This is a genomic window from Kribbella caucasensis (assembly GCF_004361855.1).
GTDB lineage: Bacteria > Actinomycetota > Actinomycetes > Propionibacteriales > Kribbellaceae > Kribbella > Kribbella caucasensis.
Window position 1 is genome coordinate 186928 of record NZ_SNWQ01000007.1, and the last position, 20798, is coordinate 207725.

Genomic DNA, 20798 nt, shown 5'->3' on the forward strand with positions numbered 1-20798 from the left:
CCCGCCGGAGCGTGGGTCAGCGGAACAACCGGTCGGCCTCGCGGAGTGTGTTGGCCGCGACCTGACGGCCCAGCGTCACTCCGACGAGGTCGGCCGTGCGGGTGTGGATGCCGGACCAGACGCGGGCGTCGACGTTCTCGGTGGTCAGTTGGCGCCAGTCGCTGTAGGTGCGCGTGACGCCTGGCGCGGTGGGGCTGCCGATCGTGTACGGCTTGGCGGTGCGCGCCCCGACGAGTGCGGTCAGCACCTGCTCGGCGGCGCCGGAGTATGTGTTGTGGCCGCTCGGGTAGTCAGGGTGCGCGGGCGTCGTGTGCAGGGGCGTCCACGTCGGATCGGCGGTGGTGCGGATCGCGGTGACCGGGCGCCAGAGTTGGTACGCGTACTTCGTGTCGGACGTCGCGATCTGCGTGTCCACCGACGCGACGTGGAACAGCGCGATCAGTTTCGCCCGCTCTACCAGGGGTTTGCGGGCGATCTCGGCCAGTGCGACCCGGGACGGCGCGGTGTAGAGCACGTACGACGAGCCGAGCCAGAAGGTCGCCGTATCGGTCTGGGCCTGGGTTCGGGTGGTGCTGTCGACGGCACCATCAGCGCGGACCTCGGCCAGATCGCGGCGGTAGCGGCTGGAATCCAGCGCGGGCGGTGGTCCTGGGCGGTACTGGTCGGCCTGGCGCAGCAGGAACGGCTTCGCCAGCCGATTCCCGTACTGCGTTGCCGGGCTGAAGGTCGGCGGAGTGGGTTGCCAGATCCCGGGTGTGGCCGGCGGCGGAGTGAAGGGGACGTTGACCGAGGCGGGGTCGAGTCCGTCGTTCGCACGGGAGGCCAGGACGGTCTGCGCTTGACGGCGTCCCGCAGTCAGACCGGCCGACTCGGAGGATCCGTCGGGGATGCGGGCCAGGGTGGTCGTGAGGGACTGGTCGAGCTCGGTCTTGCGAGCCGGGACCAGGGTGACGAGGGTTTCGTGGATCGCGCCGGCGAGGGCGGCGTCGCGGTAGTCGTTCGGCCGCGACGTAGTCGGCGTACGGAGCAGGGCACGGGTGGCGGCCAGCCAGCCGATCGCCCAGGTGCGGTTGTTGGTTACCTGAGTGGGCGCGCCGGCGGCGGTGATCGTGGTGGCCGTGACGTCGAACCACTCGAGCGCGACGTCGACTTGCTGTTGGGTTGTGGCACTGGCCTGGACGGTGGAGAAGGCAAGGACGGGCGTGATCGCCAGGGCCAGGGAACGGCGAAGTGATCTCATGGGGGACTCCGATTGGAAGAGCGCAGGGCAGAGCGGCCGCACTGCGCGGAGGAAGGATCTGCGGGCTGAACGTTCGGAGGTGGCGCGGGCTGGAGGTGATCAACAGCCAGCGCTGGCAACCCGCATCAGATCGATGTGGCGGCGGGCCACCAGTCTGATATCCGAGGTCATAGCAGGATCATGACACGTCGTGGCGTGCCGCGGACCGCTTGTATTACTACCTGGACGGTAGACATTCATTCATCCGTGGGAACAGCACTCCGCCGCCCGTGGGGAGACACGGGCGGCGGAGTGCTTCACTTCACCAGGTGTGGGCGACGTCGACTACGACGCGGCTGCCGGAGCCGGGGCCGGTGAGGGTGAAGACGCGGAACGGGAGTCGGGCGCGGACGCCGACGCCGATCGTGGTCTGGCCCTCGAAGCTGCCCGCGGAGGCGAGCTGCCGCAAGGTGCGGTATCCGGTGACGTTGGTCAGCTCGCGGTGGTTGGCCGGGTTGTAGGTCGAGCGGCCGGCGTCGTCGTACGCGGGACCGTGGACGATCAGCTGGATCTTTGCGCCGCCGCGAAGCGGGACAAGGAAGCCGGAACCGTCTTGGTAGACGTTGCTCACGTAGCTCACGTCGTAGCCGGTGGGCTTGCCGGCCAGGTCGATCACGATCCGGTCGAAGCAGGCATGCCTGCCGGTGCGGACGTTCGTGACCGCTGCCGCGGTGAACCTGCTGTTTGCCTCGCGCAACGAGCCCCAGCCCGTGGGGCAGGACGTGGTGGTGGCCGTTTGCGAGGCGGTGGTGTTGGTGGTGCGGTTGGCGAAGGCCGTTGGTACAGCGACCGCGGCTGCCGGGAGGGCGGCGACAGCCAGTACGGCCAGTGCGGTGCGGATCGACCTGCGATGGTTGTGGATGGTGTTCATGAAGTCCCCCTTTGGACAACTGGTTAGATGCCGAAACCACGAAATTTGTTGGCCGAAGAGGGCACGATGAGCAGATGAGCCCTGACGAACTCCTCGACGTGTTCCACCGGCGCATCCGGTTGCCGGACGCGGACACCATCCCCGGCTGGAAACAGGAGCTGGACGGTCTCGTGCACCGCTCGTACGACGAGGGTCCGGGCGGCGGCGGATTCGTCGAGACCCCGCGCGGACTGGGTGACGACCCGGACGCGGTGATCGCGGCGCAGGTCGAGTTCTTCCGGGCTCGGGGGTTGTCGTTCGAGTGGAAGACGTACGCGTACGACGAACCGGCGGATCTCGGGGATCGGCTGGCGCGGCACGGATTCGTCGCGGAGGACCCGGAGACGCTGATCCTCGGGGAGGTCGACCGGATCCTGGAGCGACCACTCGCGCTGCCCTCGAAGGTGGTGCTGCGCGATGTCGAGGAACCCGCCGACTTCCACCGCATCGCCGTACTGATGGACACCCTGTGGCACAGCGGCCTGGAACGCGTCGAAGACCGACTGGCCGCCGAGGCGCGGATGTTCCCCGACCGCTTGATCGTCTCCCTGATCGAGGATGCCCTCCGCGGCCCCGACGGTCCTGCCCTCACGGCCGCCTGGATCCGCTTCCACCCCGGCACCGGCTTCGCCAGCCTCTGGGGCGGCGGCACGCTCCCGGAGTGGCGCCGGCAAGGCCTGTACTCCGCGATCCTGGTCCACCGCGCCCGGCTCGCGAAGGAACGCGGCTACGAGTTCCTCCGGGTGGACGCTTCGCCCGACTCCCGCCCGATCCTGCAGAAGCTCGGCCTGCACGCGGTCACCACCACCACGCCGTACACCTTCACCCCTGAGCCCTGAGCCCGCCGCCCCCGGCCCCCGGCCGCCTCCCGGCCCCCGCCACCTCCCGGCCCTGCCACCTCCGGAAATCTCAGAGGCCAACCTCCGAGACGCATGGTTACCCCACCAGAATCCGAGGGGGTAACCATTCACCTCGGAGGTTAGCCTCCGAGATTCCGGCGGGGGCGGGCGCGGAGCGAGCGCGCTGGGCAGCGGCGGCGGCGGGGGACGGGGTGCGGGGTGCGGGAAACACGCGGGGTGGGGTACGGAACGGGAGGCCGACGTTGTACGTTGCGGAGATCATGGCACTGAAACTGACGTCGCGCTTCCGCCGGCTCCTGCAGCGACCCGGCTCGATCGACCTGGGACCGTACGAGAAGCTGACCACGGCGGTCGCCGAGGCGGAGGAGTCGGTTCAGGCGCTCAGCGACGAGGAGCTGACCGAGGTCGTCACCGAGTTGCGCAAGCCCGACGGGCTGGACGAGGACGACCTGATCGAGTTCCTCGCGCTGGCCCGCGAGGCCGGCCACCGGGCGATCGGGGAGCGGGCGTTCGACGGCCAGATCGTCGGGGCGCTGGCGCTGCTGCGCGGCCGGGTCGTGGAGATGGCGACCGGTGAGGGCAAGACCCTGGCCGGGGCGTTCGCCGCCGCCGGGTACGCGATCGGCGGCCGCAAGGTCCAGGTGCTCGCGGTGAACGACTACCTGGCCCAGCGCGACGCCGAGTGGATGGGCCCGATCTACGAGCTGCTCGGGGTCACCGTCAGCCATGTCGGCCAGGCATCCACGCCGGAGCAGCGCCGCGAGGCCTACCAGGCCGAGGTCTGCTACGCGCCGGTGAGCGAGGTCGGGTTCGACGTACTGCGCGACCGCCTGGTCGGGGACGTCGCGGACCGTGTCTCGGCCAAGCCGGACGTGGCCCTGGTCGACGAGGCGGACTCGGTGCTGATCGACGAGGCCAGGGTGCCGTTGGTGCTCGCCGGTGCGACCCGGTCGGAGGAGATCGACGACGACGTGGTCCAGCTGGTCCGTACGTTGCGCGCGGGCGTGGACTTCGAGATCGACGGTGACGGCCGGACCGTGGCGCTGACCGACAAGGGCACCGACTTCGTCGAGGAGCACCTCGGTGACATCGACCTGTACGCCGACGAGAACCTGGAGAAGATGACCCAGGTCAACGTCGCGCTGCACGCCGAAGTACTGCTCCGCAAGGACGTCGACTACCTGGTCCGGGACGGCAAGGTCCACCTGATCAACATCAACCGTGGCCGGATCTCCAAGCTGCAGCGCTGGCCCGACGGGTTGCAGGCGGCGGTCGAGGCGAAGGAGGCCGTGCAGGTCAGCGAGAGCGGTGAGGTGCTCGACAGCATCACCGTGCAGGCGCTGATCAAGCGGTTCCCGACACTGTGCGGCATGACCGGTACGGCGGTCGTGGTGGGCGAGCAGTTGCAGGAGTTCTACGACGTCGAGGTGGCCGTGGTGCCGCCGAACAAGCCGAACATCCGAATCGACGACCCGGACCGGCTCTACCTGACCGTCGACCAGAAGAACAAGGCGCTGGTCGAGCACATCAAGGAGATCCACGAGACCGGCCGGCCGATCCTGATCGGGACGCACAGTGTGGAGGAGTCAGAGCAGCTCAGCGACAAGCTCGAGGCCGCGGACGTGCCGCACGTCGTACTGAACGCGAAGAACGACGCCGAGGAGGCCGCGATCGTGGCCGAGGCGGGTGTGCCGGAGACGGTGACAGTGTCGACGCAGATGGCCGGCCGCGGTACCGACATTCGGCTGGGCGGGCGCGACGGGTCGCACGGCAAGGACCGCGCGGCCGAGCTGGGCGGCCTCTACGTCGTCGGAACCGGTCTGCACGCGTCTCGCCGGCTCGACGACCAGCTGCGGGGTCGCGCTGGGCGACAGGGCGACCCGGGTGGTTCGCTGTTCTTCGCCAGTCTGGGCGACGAGCTCGTGACCCGGTACTCGATCACCTCCGGCCTGCGCCCGTCGCCGGACGGGGACGGACGGCTGACCGACCGCAAGGCCCTCGGCATGCTGGAGCACGCCCAGCGGGTGGCCGACGGCGCCAACGCGGAGCTGCACCGGACGACGTGGTCGTATCACCGGCTCACCGGTCAGCAGCGGGACATCCTGCTCGACGCCCGGGAGAAGGTGCTGACCGAGGACCTCGCGGCGACGAAGCTCTCGGACGGCGCGAAGGAGCGGTACGACGAACTGGTCGAGGAGTTCGGCGAGGACGTCGTGAAGGACGCTGCCCGGCGGATCGCGGTGAACCATCTGGACCGGCGGTGGACCGACCACCTGGCGTACCTGGCTGATCTGCGTGAGGGGATCCACCTGCGTTCGCTGGCCGGCGGGATCGTGCACCTGAAGCCGATCGACGAGTTCAACAAGTCGGCCATCGCGTCGTTCAACACGCTGATCGACGACGCCTGGAAGGACGCGCTCGAGACCTTCGAGGAGGCCGAGTTCGGTCCCGACGGCCTGGACGAGGAGGCCTCTGGCGTACCCCGGCCGACCGCGACGTGGACCTACCTGGTCAACGACAACCCGTTCGGCACCGAAGCCGACCGAATCCTCGGCCGCCTGCGCAACGCCATCCGCGGTGAGGAACTGGTCCCGGTCGAGGACGACGAACCGGTCGAACTCGCCGAAGACGACCTCCCGGAGGAACTCCGCGACCTCGACGACGAGGACGACCTCGACACCGAGGACGACGCGGACGCCGAGGACGACGTGGACCTCGAGCTTCCGGAAGAGCTTCGCGAGGCGGACGACGAGCCCGAGGACGACAGCAAGAAGAAGTAGGAGCCTTCGTCTAAGGGTTTGGGAGCTCCTGTCTAAGGACTTGAGGACTGGGAATCGGGTGTGTCTGCCCGATGTGGTGGGGTGCCTGCTCGGACGACGCTGATGGGGAATCAATCAGCTTCGGCACGAGGAGAAATCATGTCGCACATCCGTTCATTGGTCGCCGGTTCGATGTTGGCGATCGCCGCAAGTTCAGCAGTCGCGACGCAGGCGATGGCAGGAGTTCCCGAGGAAAGCAGGCAGCTGCCCGCCGCGGTCGTGCCTCACGATCCACCTAACTATCCGGAGTACGACTCGCGCTACGAGGTCACGCCGACCGTCACCGTTTCGGCGGACGACACCACCAGCGAGGCGTTCCAGGCCGGTGCGTCCGCGCTGGGTGGCGCGGCCCTGGCGCTCGCCGGCGCGTGGACGTACCGGCGGCGCCACCATCACCAACTGCATGCCGCCTAGGGCTTGGCGGCGACGGGGTCAGTCCGGTCCGGGGCGCGGTTCGCCGAGGCCAAGACGTACGGCGGCGGCAGCAGCCTGCACCCGGGTCCGGACCCCCAGCTTCTCGAGGATGTGGGTCACGTGCACGCTGGCGGTCTTGGGACTCATGTACAGCTCCTGGCCGATCTCGCGGTTGGTGCGCCCTTCCAGCAGCAGCTCGAGAACCTGCGTCTCCCGATCGGTCAGCAGCGGACGGTCGGCGTCGCCGGCCCGCCCCCGGTGTTCGCGAGCCGTCAGGTCCACCCGGGCGAGCTTGGCCAGGCTCCGGATCTCACCAAGAAGTGGCTCGGCGCCGAGCCCGGTGGCGAGCTCATCGGCGGCACGCAGCTCCTGAGCGGCGGTACGTCGGGCACGGGTTCCGGCCTGACTCGCGAGGATGGCCTCGCCGGCACGAAGATGCGAGCGGGCAGCGTCGTAGGGCCGACCGACCGCTGCCCACTCCGCCGCGGCATCGAGCCAGGCGCCGGGATCGGACGCACCTGACGCCCGGGATCGCTCGCCCCGCAGTACGGCGGACATCGCCGCCTCCGTCCGCTTCTTCCCTGCCTGACCGAGAAGAGTCGCGAGTCGTTCGACCTGATCTGCCGCTCCTAGTCGCGCCGCGGCGTCCAGTCCGACGATGAGGAGCTCTGTCTCGTCGAACTCGTCCTCACCTCCGTGCACCGTTTCCGCGATCGTCAGGGCCAGCTCGAGAGCATCCCGCGGGCGATCGGTCTGCAGCAGCAGCCTGCACTGAACCTGCCCGTACGTCCCGACGAACTGCGGCTGGTCTCGCTCGTGCAGGGGTGCGGCCACGCGCATCATCTCCGCTGCGGCCGCGACGTCTCCACGGGCGAGCTGGACCTGAGCGATGGCGGCTTGGAGCACCCCGAACTCGGAGTGTTCGCCGGCGTCCTCTGCCCAGGAGAGCGCCTCGTCCCACCGTCCCGCCTCGTAGAGCGTGAGGAGCACGTTTACGTCGATCAGGTCCTCGAGCCAGTGCCGCCCGAGCATCAGCCGCCGAAGCTCCGAACGGGTCCGGGCCGCGAGCTCAACGGCCCGGTCCGCATCGCCGAGCCGCCAGCTGAGATCGCTCAGGCCGACGGCCGCCATCGCGATGTCTTCCGGCTCGGCGATCCTGCGGGCGATGGCCAACGCGGCCTCGTGGTGCCCGAGGGCGTCTGAGGGTCTGTCCTCGAGAGCCGCGACGATACCGAGCAGGAAGTGGGCGGTCCCGACCGTCCGGAGGTCACCGCAGCTGGTGCCGAGTTCGAAGGCAGCCTTCGTGGCTTGCCGGGCCTCATCCCACCGGGCGCCCGTCCCCAGCGCCATGGCTCGTGCCGCGTGGATGCGAGCCCAGGTTGCTTCGTCCTGCCGTGGGGTCAGCTGCTCGGCACGCTCGACATCCCGCAGCGCCCGATCCGTATCGCCGATGACGACCCAGAGCCAGCCGCGGGTGAGCGCAGCCCGGACGACCAGATCATCCGAACCGGTCTGGTCATCCGCCAGCAGGCCGATGGCTCTTCTAGCCTGACCGGCGGCGTTCAGATGAGTTGCCGCGGAGATGAGCAACGCCAGCTTCTCCGGTACGGCGGACCGCGCCTCGGCCGCGGTGTCCCACGCGGCGGCGGCAACGGCGTACCAGTCACCGGCTTCGGCGATGGCGAAGCTGCGTTCCGCGGATTCCGCTGCCCGGACGGCCCACCTGAGGGTCGCGTCCGGATCATCGGTGCGTTGGTACTGTTCTGCGACTTCGGCCAGCTCCGCGGCGGTCGGATGCGGAGGAAGGGCCGCCTCCAGCCGGGCGGCTAGACGCTGGTGCAGAAGCCGTCGTTCGGGGGCGATCAGCAGCTCGTAAGCGACCTCGCCCAGGACAGGATGGCGAGCGGCCCACCCACCGGCCGGATCCCTGACCATCAGTCCGGCCGCCCGGGTCTCCTGGAGGGCATCCGCGTCGGCCCCGGCAGCGAGCAGCTCATCATCGGCGAGCGGTCGGCCGAGCGTCGCTGTTGCGGCGACGGCGACGCGGGCCGGCGGTGACACCGACTCCAGCCGCGATAGCAGGACCTGCCGGAGCGAGTCCGGCAGCTCCGGGCCACCTTGAGCCAGCTCGACGCTCAAGTACGGGTTGCCGGCGCTCCGTCGATACACCTCCGCGATCGCGGCCGGAGAACACCAGGAAAGCTGCTCCGCGGTCTCCGCCATGGTCAGCCGACTCAGTGGCAGATCCGTGACCGGCGGAGCACGCAACAGTTCCCCGAGCCACCGCTGGTGCTCCAGGTCGGTCGGTTCGTCGCGCCAGGTGAGCAGAATCAGGAGTCCGGACTCAGGTAGGTTCCGGCTTGCGTAAGCCAGGAAGTCCAGGGTGGAGGTGTCCGCCCAGTGCACGTCCTCGACGACCAGGATGGCGCCCTGATGGGCGAGATGGGTCAGCGTCGTGAGCATTGCCTCGACAGTCCGGGCCCGGCCCGCCGCAACGGACGAGAACGCCTCGCCGTCGACGGGCCCGTGCGTCAGCACCCGGTCGAGCCCGCCGTACGCCAGCCGGCCGGACATCGGTGCGCAGCCGCCGCGAAGGATTCGCAGTCGATCCGCATCCTCGAGGACAGCACGAACCAGGACGGTCTTGCCGATTCCCGCCTCGCCCCGGACGATCGCGACCGCGGACGTCGTGGTCAGGCCGCCGATCAGTCCCCTCAGCAGTGCGATTTCGTCGTCACGCCCGATCAGCTCGGTGCTCACTCACCCATGATGCGCCGCGATCGGCGCCGCGGTGTGACGCGGAACGCGGTACAAGCGCTCGAAACACCGGATCCGATGCGGCGGATGGAGGGACTGTCGGTGGGCGTAGGTAGGCTCATCGGGTGAGTGACGGCTTGTTCGATCTTCCTGGGGCGGCTGCTCCTGCTCGTGGGGGCGGGAGTTTGGCGGACGCCGACCATACGGCTGCGCCGTTGGCTGTGCGGATGCGGCCCAGGAGTCTGGACGAGTTGGTCGGGCAGCAGCACTTGCTGGCGCCGGGGTCGCCGTTGCGCCGGCTGGTCGAGGGGGACCAGCCGATGTCGTTGCTGTTGTGGGGGCCGCCGGGGACCGGGAAGACGACGATCGCGGCGGTCGTGTCGCATCAGACGAATCGGAAGTTCGTCGAGTTGTCGGCGGTGACGGCCGGGGTCAAGGACGTTCGGCAGGTGATCGACGCCGCGCGGAGGGAGTTGTCGCGTCCGGGTGGGGCGGTCGAGACGGTGTTGTTCATCGATGAGGTGCACCGGTTCACGAAGGCGCAGCAGGACGCGTTGCTGCCGGGGGTGGAGAACAGGTGGGTGACGCTGGTCGCGGCGACGACCGAGAATCCGTTCTTCTCGGTGATCTCGCCGCTGTTGTCGCGGTCGTTGCTGCTGACGCTGGAATCACTGACGGACGACGACATCGCCGTACTGCTGGATCGGGCGCTGGCCGATGAGCGTGGGTTGAACGGTGAGTTCGAGCTGGCGGCGGACGCCCGGGATCACCTGCTGCGGATGGCCGGGGGAGATGCGCGGCGGGCGTTGACCTACCTGGAAGCCGCTGCGGGTGGGGCGCTCGCAAAGAACGCCGGCCAGAGTGGGCCGGCGGTGATTGACCTGAAGACGCTGGAGACGGCGGTGGATCGGGCAGCGGTGCGGTACGACCGGGCTGGGGATCAGCACTATGACGTGGCGTCGGCGTTGATCAAGTCGATCCGCGGGTCCGACGTGGACGCCGCGATGCACTACCTGGCCCGGATGGTCGAGGCCGGTGAGGATCCGCGGTTCATCGCGCGCCGGCTGGTGATCTCGGCCAGCGAGGACATCGGCATGGGCGACCCGACCGCGCTCGGGGTCGCCGTCGCCGCGGCCGAGGCGGTGCAGTTCATCGGCATGCCGGAGGGCCGGATCAACCTGGCGCAGGCCGTCGTCGCGCTCGCCCTGGCGCCGAAGTCGAACGCGGTGATTACGGCGATCGACGCCGCCATCGCGGATGTGAAGGCGGGCAAGGTCGGTCCGGTGCCGCCGCATCTGCGCGACGCCCACTACGCCGGGGCCAAGAAGATCGGCCACGGTTCGTCGTACCAGTACTCGCATGACGATCCCCGTGGCGTCGTCCCGCAGCAGTACGCGCCGGACGTCATCGACGGCACGGACTACTACCAGCCCACCCGTCGGGGCGGTGAAGCCGCGTACGCCGATCGCGTCGCCGCCATCCGCAAGATCCTCCGCGACCGCTGAGGAATTATTTGCGAGACGAGTGAGTCTCTGATGAATTTCGGCGTGATTTACCGGCAATCATGCCTGAAATGAATTCCCGGTGAACAGCGGAAAAAGCCGGAGTTAGTTCACGAAATGCTCATCTTTGCCGGGGTGTACGGGATCGTGAACTGAGCCTAGGGTTTGCTTGTCGGTTCAGCCGGCGGTACTGACTGGGGGGTCGGTCAGGGGGGCAGGGGGAATTGTGATGCCGCTTGCCCCGGCACGGTCAGGGGTGGGATCTCACAGTGGGGGCGAGAATGACGAAGGCCATTGGGCTGCGCGTCGGAGTTGTTGGCTGTGGATATTGGGGATCGAAACACATCAGGGTTTTACACGCACTGGAATCGGTGGATTCCATCGCGGCGATCGACCCGAATCCGGACCGGGCGATCCAGCTGGCCCGGCACTACCCGGGAATCGAGAGCTACCAGGATCTGGACGCGGCGCTGCCGTACCTCGACGCGGTGATCATCGCGACGCCGCCGAGCACGCACAAACCGCTTGCGCTGAAGGCGATCGCGGCCGGCGTTCACGTGATGGTGGAGAAGCCGCTGGCGACGTCGGCGGCCGATGCCCGCGTGATGATCGCGGCCGCCGAGGCGAAGAACGTCGTACTCATGGTCGGCCACACGTTCGAGTTCCATTCGGCCGTCTGGCAGTTGCGGCAGATGGTGCAGAACAAGGAACTCGGTGACCTCTACTACCTGGACACCGCACGGCTGAACCTCGGCCTCTACCAGAACGACTGCAACGTGCTGTTCGACCTGGCGCCGCACGACGTGTCGATCCTCAACTTCGTCCTCGGGGCGAAGCCGGTCAGCGTCGAGTGCTGGTCGTCCCGGCACGCCAACAGTCGGCTGGAGGACGTCGGGTACCTGCGGCTGCACTACCAGGACCCCGACGTCACCGCGAACGTGCACGTCAGCTGGCTCGATCCGTGCAAGGTACGCCGGGTCACCATGGTCGGCAGCCAGAAGATGGTGATCTTCAACGACCTGGCCACCGAGGAACGGATCAAGGTCCACGACAAGGGCGTATCCGAGGCACCGACCTTCGGCCAGGACCTGACCCAGCCGCCGATGTCCTACCGGTACGGCGATGTGGTCGCGCCGTACCTGGAAATGAACGAGCCGTTGATGGTCGAGGACCAGCACTTCACCGACTGCGTGATCAGTGGGATGAAGCCGTTGACCGGTGGTGAGAACGGGCTCGGTGTGGTCGAGGTGCTCGAGTGCGCCCAGCGCGCGGCGACCGAGGGCCGGCGGGTCAGCCTGTCCGAGCTCCAGCCGATCGGGGAGCTGCTGTGAGCGAAGCGCCAATGGGAAAGGTGCCCTTCCTGGACATCGCGGGCGCGACCAGAGAGGTCGCGGCCGAGGTGTGGGCCGGTTGGGGTGAGCTGCTCAGGACCGGCCAGTTCGTAGGCGGTACCGCGGTCAGCCGTTTCGAGTCCGAGTGGTCGGCGTACTGCGGTACGGAGTACGCCGTCGGGGTGGCGAACGGGACGGACGCGTTGCACCTCACGTTGCGGGGACTCGGCATCGGTCCCGGTGACGAGGTGATCGTGCCCGCCAACACCTTCGTGGCAACGGTGGAGGCGGTCGTACTCGCCGGTGCGACTCCGCGTTTCGCCGATGTCGACGACGGCACGTTGCTGCTCACGCCGGAGACGATCAAGGCGGCCGTCACGTCCGCGACCAAGGCGGTCCTCGTCGTCCACCTGTACGGGCAGATGCCGGACATGGACGCGATCATCGACAGCACCGACAGCCTCGGCCTGATCCTGCTCGAGGACGCGGCGCAGGCGCAGGGCGCGACCTGGGCCGGTCGCCGGGCCGGATCGTTCGGGGTGGCGGGCTGCTTCAGCTTCTACCCGGGCAAGAACCTCGGTGCCTTCGGCGACGCCGGTGCGGTGGTCACCTCCGACCCGGCGCTGGCCGAGTTGCTGAACTCCCTGCGCGACCACGGGCGGATGCAGGGCGGACACGGCCACTACCGGCACGACGTACTCGGGATGAACAGCCGCTTGGACGGGGTACAGGCGGTTGTGTTGTCGGCCAAGCTGCGGCAGCTCGACGGGTGGAACCAGTCGCGCCGGACGCTGATGGCGGCGTACCGGGACTGGATCGATCCGGACAAGGCCCGGCTGGTCGAACAGCTGCCGGAGTCCGAAGGCGTGTTCCACCTGGCCGTGGTCCAGGTGAACGACCGGGACGGGGTCCGCGAACGCCTTGCCGAACAGGGGATCGGGACCGGCATCCACTACCCGGTTCCGTGTCACCAGATGACGCCGTACGCGCAGTTCGCGGACGGACCGATGCCGGTCGCCGAAGCGGCTGCGGGGCGGCAGTTGTCGCTGCCGATGTTCCCGCAACTGCGGAAGACCGACGTACAACGGGTAGCGGAGGCCCTGAACAAAGCCGTCACGGAGCCGATCCGATGACCGCCGTACAAGCTGATCCGGGGGTGGAGATCGGCTACCCGGCCGCACGGCTCGTCGACGCCGAGCTGATCCTCGGACCGGAGGCACGGCTGCGCAAGGGCACCATCCTGTACGCCGGTTCGCGGATCGGCGCGCGGTTCGAGACGGGCCACCATGTCGTGATCCGGGAGCAGTGCGAGATCGGCGACGACGTGTCGGTCTGGAGCAACACCGTGATCGACTACGGCTGCCGGATCGGGGCCGGTGTGAAGATCCACTCGAACTGCTACGTCGCGCAGTACACCGAGATCGGCGCCGGTGCGTTCCTCGCGCCCGGGGTGACGATCGCCAACGATCTCTACCCGGGGCAGGCGGACTCGGCCGAGGTGATGTCGGGCCCGTCGATCGGGGCCGGCGCCCAGCTCGGCGTGAACGTCACGGTGCTGCCGTTCGTGCGGATCGGCGACGGCTGCCTGGTCGGCGCCGGCTCCGTGGTGACTCGGGACCTGCCGGCCGGATCCGTTGCCTTCGGCAACCCTGCGCGGGTGCGCGGTTCGGTGGACGGGCTGACAGATATCGGCAGCCGGATCCAGGCGGACGGCGAGTCGGCCTCACGGTACCGGTTCGCCGCCGGTGAGCCGTTGGGCAACAGTCATCGGGTCCGCCGATGAGTCTCCTCCGCGGTGGCCGGGAAGCCCCCGTATCTCGGCCTGATCCAGTCCGCGGAGTGAGCCGCGCCATTCCGGTGGGGCGGGTCAAGAGGGCCATGGACCTGACCTTTGCCTTCACCGGGGTGGTGCTGGCTGCGCCGCTGCTGCTGGTGATCTACGCGTGGATCCGGCTCACCAGTCCGGGGCCGGGGCTGTTCCGCCAGGTCCGGGTCGGGGCCGGTCGGCGGGAGTTCGTGATGTACAAGTTCCGGACCATGCGGACCGACGCGGATCCGAAGGTGCACGCCGATTACGTTCGCCGGTTGATGGCGGGGGAGGTGAAACCGGTCGATGGTTTGTACAAGCTCGACAACGACGCGCGGATCACTCGAGCGGGCCGGTTTCTCCGCCGCACGAGCCTTGACGAGCTGCCGCAGCTGCTCAACGTACTGCGCGGGGACATGTCGCTGGTCGGGCCGCGGCCGGTGCTGTCGTTCGAGGTCGAGCTGTTCCCGGACTGGGCCGCGCGGCGGTTCGAGGTGCAGCCTGGGCTGACCGGTCTGTGGCAGGTGAGCGGCCGCAACCAGTTGACCATGGTGCAGGGCCTGCGGCTGGACCTGGAGTACGTCGCTCACCAGAGCATCTGGCTCGACCTGCTGATCATGATCAAGACGCTCCCCGCAGTCCTCGGGAGGTCGGCCCGTTGACCGCGGACCTGAAAGACCTCACCAGCGGCAGCGGCACTGCCCGTGACTCGGTCACGGTCGGTGCCTGGACTGCGATCAGCCGCGGTACCGGGGTCATCCGGGTCGTCGTCATCGGCGCTGTGCTGGGCCCGACCTTCCTCGGCAACACCTACCAGCTGACGAATTCGCTGCCGAGCCTCATCTACTACGGATTCCTGGCCGGCTCGTTGTTCGTGTCCCTCTTGGTTCCGGCTCTGGTCAAGCACATCGACAACGGCCGGCCGGAGGACACCGCGCGGGTGAGTGGTGGATTCCTGGGCATCGCCCTGGTCTCGCTGCTCCTGCTCGCCCCGTTGGCCGTACTGCTGTTGCCGGAGCTGCTCCGGGTTGTCGGTCTCAACGGAACAGCAGCACAGGACAGTCAGCAGATCGAGGTCGCCCGGCTGCTCGTCCTGCTCACTGTCCCGCAGGTGTTCCTGTTCGCGGTGGTGGGAGCCTCCACGGCCGTCATGTACGCGCATCGCCGGTACGCACTCGCCGCCGCGGCGCCGGTGGCCGAGAACGCGGGGATCATCACCGTCCTGATCCTCGCCGGTGTCATCTACGGCAGGGGTCAGGAGCTGGGGGAGCACTCGACCGGCGAGGTTCTCCTGCTCGGGCTCGGCTCGACCGCGGCCGTCGGTGCCCACGCCGCGCTCCAGTGGTGGGGTGCACGACGAGCCGGGGTGCTGCTGCGCCCACGGGCCGGATGGCGAGACCCGGAGGTGATCGTCACCGTCCGCCGGGCGCTGCGCTCGCTGGCACAAGCAGGACTGCTCGCCGTCCAAATCCTAGCCCTGCTGCTCGTCTCCAACCGGGTCGCGGGCGGCACGGTCGCCACCCAGATGGCGCTGAACTTCTACTACCTGCCGATCGCGCTGGCCGCGACACCGGTGGCGCTGGCGTTGCTGCCGCGGCTGTCCCGGCTGCACCAGGGCGACACCCCGCACGAGTTCGCCGGGACGTTCACTCAGGGACTGGGCCTGGCCTGGTTCATCGCGATCCCCGCGGCGACGGGGTTCGTCGTACTGGCTGAGCCGATCGGCCACACGATCGGCTTCGTTTTGATCTCGGGCGGTCTCGCCGCGCTCTCGCTGGGACTGGTGGGCGAGACGACCTTCTACGTCACCACGCAGGCCGCGTATGCCCGCGGGGACACCCGCACTCCATTGGTGTCGATGGCGCTCCAAGCCGTTGTCTGCCTGACTTTGTGCGCGGTTACCGCGATCTTCGTCAAGCCGGAACACTTGCTCCCCGCCCTCGGCGCCGCGTACGCCGTGGCCTCGCTGGTCGGCGGCGCGCATCTGTTCCTCCGGCTGAGCCGAGGGTGGCAACGACGGCAACTGTGGGCTTCGCTCGGCCGGATCGTGTTCGGCTCGGCGGTGATGGCGGCGCCGGTGTACTTCTGCGCTCGGCTGGTTGGCTCGCAGATCGATGGACGAGTCGGGCAGGTGCTCGCAGTGGTCGCGGGAGCCCTCGTTGGTGTGCTCGTGTTCGGTGCTCTTCAACGAGTACTACGGGCGCCAGAGCTGGCCTGGCTCGTCACCGGACTGCGCGCCAAGGGGGCCGGATGATCGCTTTGGGCGAACGGCTGCGCCTGGATCTGGTGTTCCTGGCGCTGGCCGGAATCGGGCTCGCCACAATGACCGGTGCACTCGTCGCCGTCTCCGCCGTCTACGCGCTCGTCCTCGCCGCAGGGGTCGGGCTCGCGGTGCTGGTGTGGGCCCGGCCGGTGACGGCGGCGTACCTGATCATCGGTCTGACCCCGCTGCTGGCCGGGATCGACCGAGGGCGGATCGTGCCCGTCCTGCGCCCGAACGAGGCGCTCGCGGTGTTCCTGATCGGCCTGTTGTCGCTCAGGTTCTTCGTGCGTTACCGCCCCGGTACGCCGTTGCGCCTGCGCGTCACCCGGATCGAGGCGTCGCTGGTGGCGATCGCGGTGACGAGCTCCGTCGTACCGCTGGCCTGGATGTTCTTCCGAGGTGTCGAGATCGCCTCCGACGACATCTCATACGCACTGGTGGTGTGGAAGTTCCTGGCCGTGTACGGGCTGGTCCGGGCCACTGTGCACACGCAACCGCAGGTCATGCGCTGCCTGTGGGTCTCGGTCGGCGCCGGGGTCGTACTCGGCATGATCGGCATCCTGCAGACCCTTGACCTGCTCGGTGTCCGCGAACTCCTGCTCACTTTCTGGGCACCGTACGGGTACGAGGACGCGCTGGAGATCCCGCGCGGCGGCTCGACCTTGTCGTTGCCCGCAGCAACCGCCGACGTACTGATCTTCAACCTGGCATTGGCCGTCGCGATGCTGTGGAAGACACAGCGACACATCGTCTTCTTGGCCGGCGCGGCGCTGGTGTTCGTGATCGGCACGTTCGCGGCCGGCGAGTTCTCCAGCGTGCTCGGCCTGGTGGTGGCGCTGGTCTGCATCTCGGCCGCGCTCCGGCGGCTCGACCTGTTGAAGTACGCACCGGTCGCCCTGTCGATCGCGGTGATCGCGGCCTGGCCGGCGGTGTCTCATCGGCTGGAGGGGTTCCAGTCCGCCAGCGGGTTGCCGAACAGCTGGATCGTCCGCTGGTACAACCTGTCGACCTACTTCTGGCCGGATCTGCTCGACGGTTCCAACCTGCTGCTCGGCGTCCGGCCGTCCGCCCGCGTGGTGGTTCTCAGTCAAGGCACGGGATATGTCTGGATCGAGAGCGGCTACACCTGGTTGCTGTGGGGCGGTGGGATTCCATTGTTCGCGGCGTTCTGCTGGTTCGTCCGGGAGTCCCTGCGCGATCTGTGGGTGTGGAGCAAAGGGTTGGCTGACTGGAGCGCGGTGGCGGCGGTGGGCGCGTTCACGGCGGTAATTGTGATTGTCGCGTTGATGAACTTCGATCCACACCTGACCTACCGGGGCTGTGCCGATCTACTGTTCGCATTACTAGCCCTGTCTGTGGTGGGCAAAGGAGTAACTAGATGAGCCGATTCGCTCAGCGCATGCCGGGTTCACGTGGCATCGTCCTCAGCTATCTGTGGGTGATCGTCGCCGTGACCCTGCTGACCGTGGTCGCCGCGGGGGCGACCGCGCTCACCCGGCCGGCGGAGTACCGCGCCACGGCCCAGGTCGTCGTGCATGCCGACACCTCGCAGAACTCGGCGGCGATCCCCGACATGGGCACCGAGCGCGAGGTGGCGAACTCCGGCATCGTCGCCGCCACCGCGGCCAAGACGCTGGCCACCGACGTCACCACCGCGACCAAGGGCCTTTCTGTCACCGTCCCGGTCGACGCGAAGGTCCTGGTCTTCAAGTACTCCGCTCCGACCCAGGTCGAGGCGTTGCGTGGCGCGACCGCGTTCACCCGCGCGTACGTCGACTACCGCAACCTCCGGCGTTCCACGAGGCTCGCCGAGGTGATCTCGCCGGCGACCGTGCCGGACAAGCCGCAACAGGCGAACCTGGCCTTGGTCATCGGGGTCGGTCTGGTGCTGGGGTTGATGCTCGGCATCGGTTTCGTCTTCGTCTGGGACCGGGTCCGCGGCCGGCTCCGCGGTGCGGCGGACGTCGAACGCCAGACCGGCCTCGGCGTGCTCGCCCACGTCCCGGCCGTCCGGGAGCAACAGCTCCCGCTTACCCCAGCGAACGCACTGCCGTCGCCGTCGCGGGAAGTCTTCGGTTACCTCGTCGCGCACTTCAGCACGCTCACCACCCGAGGCAAGGGCGCGTCCGTGCTGGTCACCAGCCCGTCGGCGGGCGCGGGCCGGACGACCGTGGCCGCGCGGCTGGCGATCGCGATGGCGGCCACCGGGAGGGACGTCGTACTGATCGGTGGTGATCTCGGGCTTCCGGATGTGCACACGTTGTTCGGGCTGCCGCTGATCCCGGGGCTCACCGATGTGCTCGCCGATTCGGCCAAGCAGGAGCGGGCCGTGCAGGCGACGGCCTTCGTCGATCTTCGGGTGCTGCCGAGCGGGACACCGCGGACCAGTGGCTGGTTCAACGCGGAGGATCTCGAGCTGCTGATCCAGGGGTTGTCGAAGCGGGCGTTCGTGGTGATCGACGGTCCGGTGGCCGGGTCGGCCGATGCGGCGTTGCTGGCCGGGCGGACGGATCACGTGTTGCTGGTGGTCGATGCGCAGCGTGGTACGAGATCCGCGGCGGCTGAGGCGGTGGCCGCGTTGTCGGGGGTCGGCGGCAACTTGGTCGGCTGTGTGACGACCGCGCCGCATCCGCGGAAGTTCCTCCGGCTCCGCAGGACAACAGCCGTGCGGGTCCCGCCAAGACCCGCCGAAGGCCTCGCCCCTGACGCCGACCAAGTTGAGACCGAGCATGTCAGCAAGTAGCCGCGGCCGGTCCCGTTGGCGGGCCGCGAAGGCACTCGTGGCGTTGCCGGCCCTTCTCGTGATCTGGCTCGCGGTACCCAAGTCGGCTGGGGAAGTGCCTGCAGGTGGAGAGCCGCCGCCCGCCGACGGTTACTTCCAATCGCTTCCGACCGGTTCCTGGTCGAAGCTGCCCGACGACGCCACCTGCGCACGCAAGGTGGAGCGGTCGACCTGGGAGCCCCGACCGAGCAACGCCGGGCCGAACCGGACGATGCCGGACGTGCAGTCCGTGCACACCGCCCTGGCCACACGACCACGTGCGACGGAGGCCAAGGCCTACGACTCGCAGTGGGACAGCTGGCTGCTGGCGCGGGTCACCGGCCACCACACCGGTACTACGGACGAGAACATCCAGTGGGCCGCCTGCAAGTGGGGGCTCGCCGACAACCTGGTCCGGGCAGTCGCCGACGCCGAGTCGACCTGGTACCAGTACGAGCGTCACGCATCCGGTGCCTGCGTGGAGAAGCGCGGTTGCGGCGACCTGTTCGACAAGGCGTCGCCGGCGTCGGCCGAATTCTGTACCGGGCTCAAGGCCCACGGGTACGACTACCAGCGGGACTACGGCCCCAGGCTCTGCCCGAAGACGTTCTCGATCATCGGCGTGATGTCGTGGCAGGACCCGGCCTGGGGCGTGATGGCCGAGAACCAGAACGGAACGTTCCCGTTCAACCGCGACTCGACGGCGTTCGCGCTCGACTACTACGGCTCGTTCATCCGCGGCTGCGTGGAGGGCTGGGCCTGGTGGCTCACCGGCATGCCCGGTACCGCTCGATCGGCCGACCTGACTGAACGGCTCGACGGTTGTGTCGGCGCGTGGTTCGCGGGTGCGTGGCGGACCGAGCCCGCGAACGACTACATCGACGTGGTGCACAAGGCGATGGAAGAACGGGTCTGGCTCTCATTCGGCTGAGGCTCATTCGGTTGACAGGCTGGCCAGGTAGGTCGGCGTCTGCCGCTCCCAGGCGAGTTCCTCGACGATCCGGCGCCGCCCGGTCTCACCGAGCTGCTTGCGAGCGACCGGATCGTCCAGCAGTTCGACGACCGCGGTCGCGAGTGCCGGGACATCACCGGCCGGGACGAACACCCCTGCGCCTGCCGCGAGCAACGTGCTCTCCTGCAGATCGAAACAGGCGACCGGCAGCCCGAGTGCCATGTACTCCATCACCTTCACCGGTGAGACCTCGACCTGCAGGCTCGTGTCGATCCCCAGATCGGCGGTCGCCAGGTAGCTCCACAACTCGGCCTCGGGCAACCAGCCGGGGAAGTTCACCCACCGCTCGAGCCCGAGTTCGCGGGTCAGCTCCCGCAGCTCCTCCAGGCATTCCCCGTCGCCGAGGATGACGAAGCCGCAGTCCTCCCGGCCGAGCTCGCGGACCAGGTGTTCGGCGACCCTTACCACCAGTTCGACCCGGTCCTGCCGGCCCATCTTCCCGGCCCAGCAGATCAGCTGCCGATGTTCACCGCGCAAGGTCGGATCCGGCACGATCCGTTCGGTACGGGCCAGCACCGGACCGTTGCGCACCAGTGAGACCGCCTCCGGTGCGGCCCCTGCGGCGACCATCCGGTCCTTCAGGTAGGAGTTGACGGTGAGGCTGTGGTGCGCGACGCGTTGAGTCCGTCGCTCCAACCAGTGCAATGCCTTCAACATCAGCCCCGGCGGCTCGTCGTACCGGCCGGCCAGTAGTTCGGGCATCAGGTCGCGCTGGTCCACCACGATGCGCGTGCCGCCCCACCGGAGCAGCCAGGCGAGCGGGAAGTAGATGTCGGGTGGCTGGCAGATCTGCAGTACGTCGATCCGCCCGCGCCACCGCAACCGCAGCAGGTACCAGCTCGCCCACGTAAACGACTGCAGGTACTCCGCGACATAGCCCAGTGGTCCCGACGGCTGCGCGGGCGCGGGGTACTCGAAGACCGACAGATTCGGTACGCCGCGATAGCGCGCGTTGTCCTCATCGCGCATGGTGATCACCGAGACCCGGTGACCGGCGGCCAGCAGATCGTCGACCTGCTTGCGCAGTCGGGTGTCGACCCCGAGCGCGACGTTCTCGACGATCACCGCGACGTGCAGCATCGG

17 protein-coding genes are annotated in these 20798 nt (G+C 68.5%); 12 read left to right on the plus strand and 5 right to left on the minus strand.

Features of this window, described 5'->3' with window-relative positions:
* Positions 1-16: 16 nt before the first annotated feature.
* From EV643_RS16525 to EV643_RS16530, 3 genes are all read right to left on the minus strand, one after another.
* A complete protein-coding gene (locus EV643_RS16525) occupies positions 17-1240 on the minus strand; it encodes a vanadium-dependent haloperoxidase (RefSeq protein ID WP_133800961.1) in 1224 nt (407 codons plus the stop codon).
* Between the two features lie 99 nt (positions 1241-1339).
* Positions 1340-1480 carry a putative leader peptide gene (locus tag EV643_RS46905; protein WP_370452292.1) on the minus strand — a complete coding sequence of 47 codons (141 nt, stop codon included), beginning with the start codon at positions 1478-1480 and terminating at the stop codon, positions 1340-1342.
* 61 nt (positions 1481-1541) lie between these two features.
* Positions 1542-2150, minus strand: coding sequence for an AMIN-like domain-containing (lipo)protein (locus EV643_RS16530; RefSeq protein ID WP_133800962.1), 609 nt, complete (start codon positions 2148-2150; stop codon positions 1542-1544).
* Between the two features lie 74 nt (positions 2151-2224).
* On the opposite strand from EV643_RS16530, the gene EV643_RS16535 reads away from it, so the two are divergent.
* From EV643_RS16535 to EV643_RS16550, 3 genes are all read left to right on the plus strand, one after another.
* On the plus strand, positions 2225-3028 hold the full coding sequence (locus EV643_RS16535) for a GNAT family N-acetyltransferase (RefSeq protein ID WP_133800963.1): 804 nt from the start codon (positions 2225-2227) through the stop codon (positions 3026-3028).
* 281 nt (positions 3029-3309) lie between these two features.
* A complete protein-coding gene (gene secA2, locus EV643_RS16540) occupies positions 3310-5829 on the plus strand; it encodes an accessory Sec system translocase SecA2 (protein WP_238165619.1) in 2520 nt (839 codons plus the stop codon).
* Between the two features lie 138 nt (positions 5830-5967).
* A complete protein-coding gene (locus EV643_RS16550) occupies positions 5968-6282 on the plus strand; it encodes a hypothetical protein (protein WP_133800964.1) in 315 nt (104 codons plus the stop codon).
* An 18-nt stretch (positions 6283-6300) separates the two neighbouring features.
* Here EV643_RS16550 and EV643_RS16555 read toward each other — a convergent pair whose 3' ends face one another.
* A complete protein-coding gene (locus EV643_RS16555; RefSeq protein ID WP_133800965.1) occupies positions 6301-9042 on the minus strand; it encodes a helix-turn-helix transcriptional regulator in 2742 nt (913 codons plus the stop codon).
* A gap of 122 nt (positions 9043-9164) precedes the next feature.
* Here EV643_RS16555 and EV643_RS16560 point away from each other — a divergent pair, with 122 nt between their 5' ends.
* From EV643_RS16560 to EV643_RS16600, 9 genes are all read left to right on the plus strand, one after another.
* Positions 9165-10544, plus strand: coding sequence for a replication-associated recombination protein A (locus EV643_RS16560; protein WP_133800966.1), 1380 nt, complete (start codon positions 9165-9167; stop codon positions 10542-10544).
* A gap of 278 nt (positions 10545-10822) precedes the next feature.
* On the plus strand, positions 10823-11872 hold the full coding sequence (locus EV643_RS16565) for a Gfo/Idh/MocA family protein (protein WP_133800967.1): 1050 nt from the start codon (positions 10823-10825) through the stop codon (positions 11870-11872).
* On the plus strand, positions 11869-13005 hold the full coding sequence (locus tag EV643_RS16570) for a DegT/DnrJ/EryC1/StrS family aminotransferase (RefSeq protein WP_238165620.1): 1137 nt from the start codon (positions 11869-11871) through the stop codon (positions 13003-13005). Before EV643_RS16565 ends, EV643_RS16570 begins: the two co-directional genes overlap by 4 nt.
* Complete coding sequence (locus EV643_RS16575) at positions 13002-13655, plus strand: acyltransferase (RefSeq protein WP_133800968.1); 654 nt, start codon at positions 13002-13004, stop codon at positions 13653-13655. Before EV643_RS16570 ends, EV643_RS16575 begins: the two co-directional genes overlap by 4 nt.
* 95 nt (positions 13656-13750) lie before the next feature.
* Positions 13751-14341, plus strand: coding sequence for a sugar transferase (locus tag EV643_RS16580; protein WP_238165621.1), 591 nt, complete (start codon positions 13751-13753; stop codon positions 14339-14341).
* On the plus strand, positions 14338-15933 hold the full coding sequence (murJ, locus tag EV643_RS16585; protein WP_166665461.1) for a murein biosynthesis integral membrane protein MurJ: 1596 nt from the start codon (positions 14338-14340) through the stop codon (positions 15931-15933). Before EV643_RS16580 ends, murJ begins: the two co-directional genes overlap by 4 nt.
* Positions 15930-17324 (plus strand): hypothetical protein, encoded by a 1395-nt coding sequence (locus EV643_RS16590; RefSeq protein WP_133800970.1) that lies wholly within the window; start codon positions 15930-15932, stop codon positions 17322-17324. Before murJ ends, EV643_RS16590 begins: the two co-directional genes overlap by 4 nt.
* Positions 17321-18685 carry a hypothetical protein gene (locus EV643_RS16595; RefSeq protein WP_133800971.1) on the plus strand — a complete coding sequence of 455 codons (1365 nt, stop codon included), beginning with the start codon at positions 17321-17323 and terminating at the stop codon, positions 18683-18685. Before EV643_RS16590 ends, EV643_RS16595 begins: the two co-directional genes overlap by 4 nt.
* A complete protein-coding gene (locus tag EV643_RS16600; RefSeq protein ID WP_133800972.1) occupies positions 18672-19634 on the plus strand; it encodes a hypothetical protein in 963 nt (320 codons plus the stop codon). Before EV643_RS16595 ends, EV643_RS16600 begins: the two co-directional genes overlap by 14 nt.
* Positions 19635-19637: 3 nt before the next feature.
* On the opposite strand, the gene EV643_RS16605 is transcribed toward EV643_RS16600, so the two are convergent.
* Positions 19638-20795: a glycosyltransferase family 4 protein gene (locus tag EV643_RS16605; RefSeq protein ID WP_133800973.1), complete on the minus strand. Its 1158-nt coding sequence runs from the start codon at positions 20793-20795 to the stop codon at positions 19638-19640.
* Positions 20796-20798 lie beyond the last annotated feature (3 nt).

Coding starts and splice junctions, on each gene's coding strand:
- EV643_RS46905 (WP_370452292.1), bottom strand. CDS start 1,480: ATGAATGTCTACCGTCCAGGTAGTAATACAAGCGGTCCGCGGCACGCC.
- EV643_RS16595 (WP_133800971.1), top strand. CDS start 17,321: ATGAGCCGATTCGCTCAGCGCATGCCGGGTTCACGTGGCATCGTCCTC.
- EV643_RS16550 (WP_133800964.1), top strand. CDS start 5,968: ATGTCGCACATCCGTTCATTGGTCGCCGGTTCGATGTTGGCGATCGCC.
- EV643_RS16525 (WP_133800961.1), bottom strand. CDS start 1,240: ATGAGATCACTTCGCCGTTCCCTGGCCCTGGCGATCACGCCCGTCCTT.
- EV643_RS16565 (WP_133800967.1), top strand. CDS start 10,823: ATGACGAAGGCCATTGGGCTGCGCGTCGGAGTTGTTGGCTGTGGATAT.
- EV643_RS16575 (WP_133800968.1), top strand. CDS start 13,002: ATGACCGCCGTACAAGCTGATCCGGGGGTGGAGATCGGCTACCCGGCC.
- EV643_RS16605 (WP_133800973.1), bottom strand. CDS start 20,795: ATGCTGCACGTCGCGGTGATCGTCGAGAACGTCGCGCTCGGGGTCGAC.
- EV643_RS16580 (WP_238165621.1), top strand. CDS start 13,751: ATGGACCTGACCTTTGCCTTCACCGGGGTGGTGCTGGCTGCGCCGCTG.
- EV643_RS16530 (WP_133800962.1), bottom strand. CDS start 2,150: ATGAACACCATCCACAACCATCGCAGGTCGATCCGCACCGCACTGGCC.
- EV643_RS16590 (WP_133800970.1), top strand. CDS start 15,930: ATGATCGCTTTGGGCGAACGGCTGCGCCTGGATCTGGTGTTCCTGGCG.
- secA2 (WP_238165619.1), top strand. CDS start 3,310: ATGGCACTGAAACTGACGTCGCGCTTCCGCCGGCTCCTGCAGCGACCC.
- EV643_RS16535 (WP_133800963.1), top strand. CDS start 2,225: ATGAGCCCTGACGAACTCCTCGACGTGTTCCACCGGCGCATCCGGTTG.
- EV643_RS16600 (WP_133800972.1), top strand. CDS start 18,672: ATGTCAGCAAGTAGCCGCGGCCGGTCCCGTTGGCGGGCCGCGAAGGCA.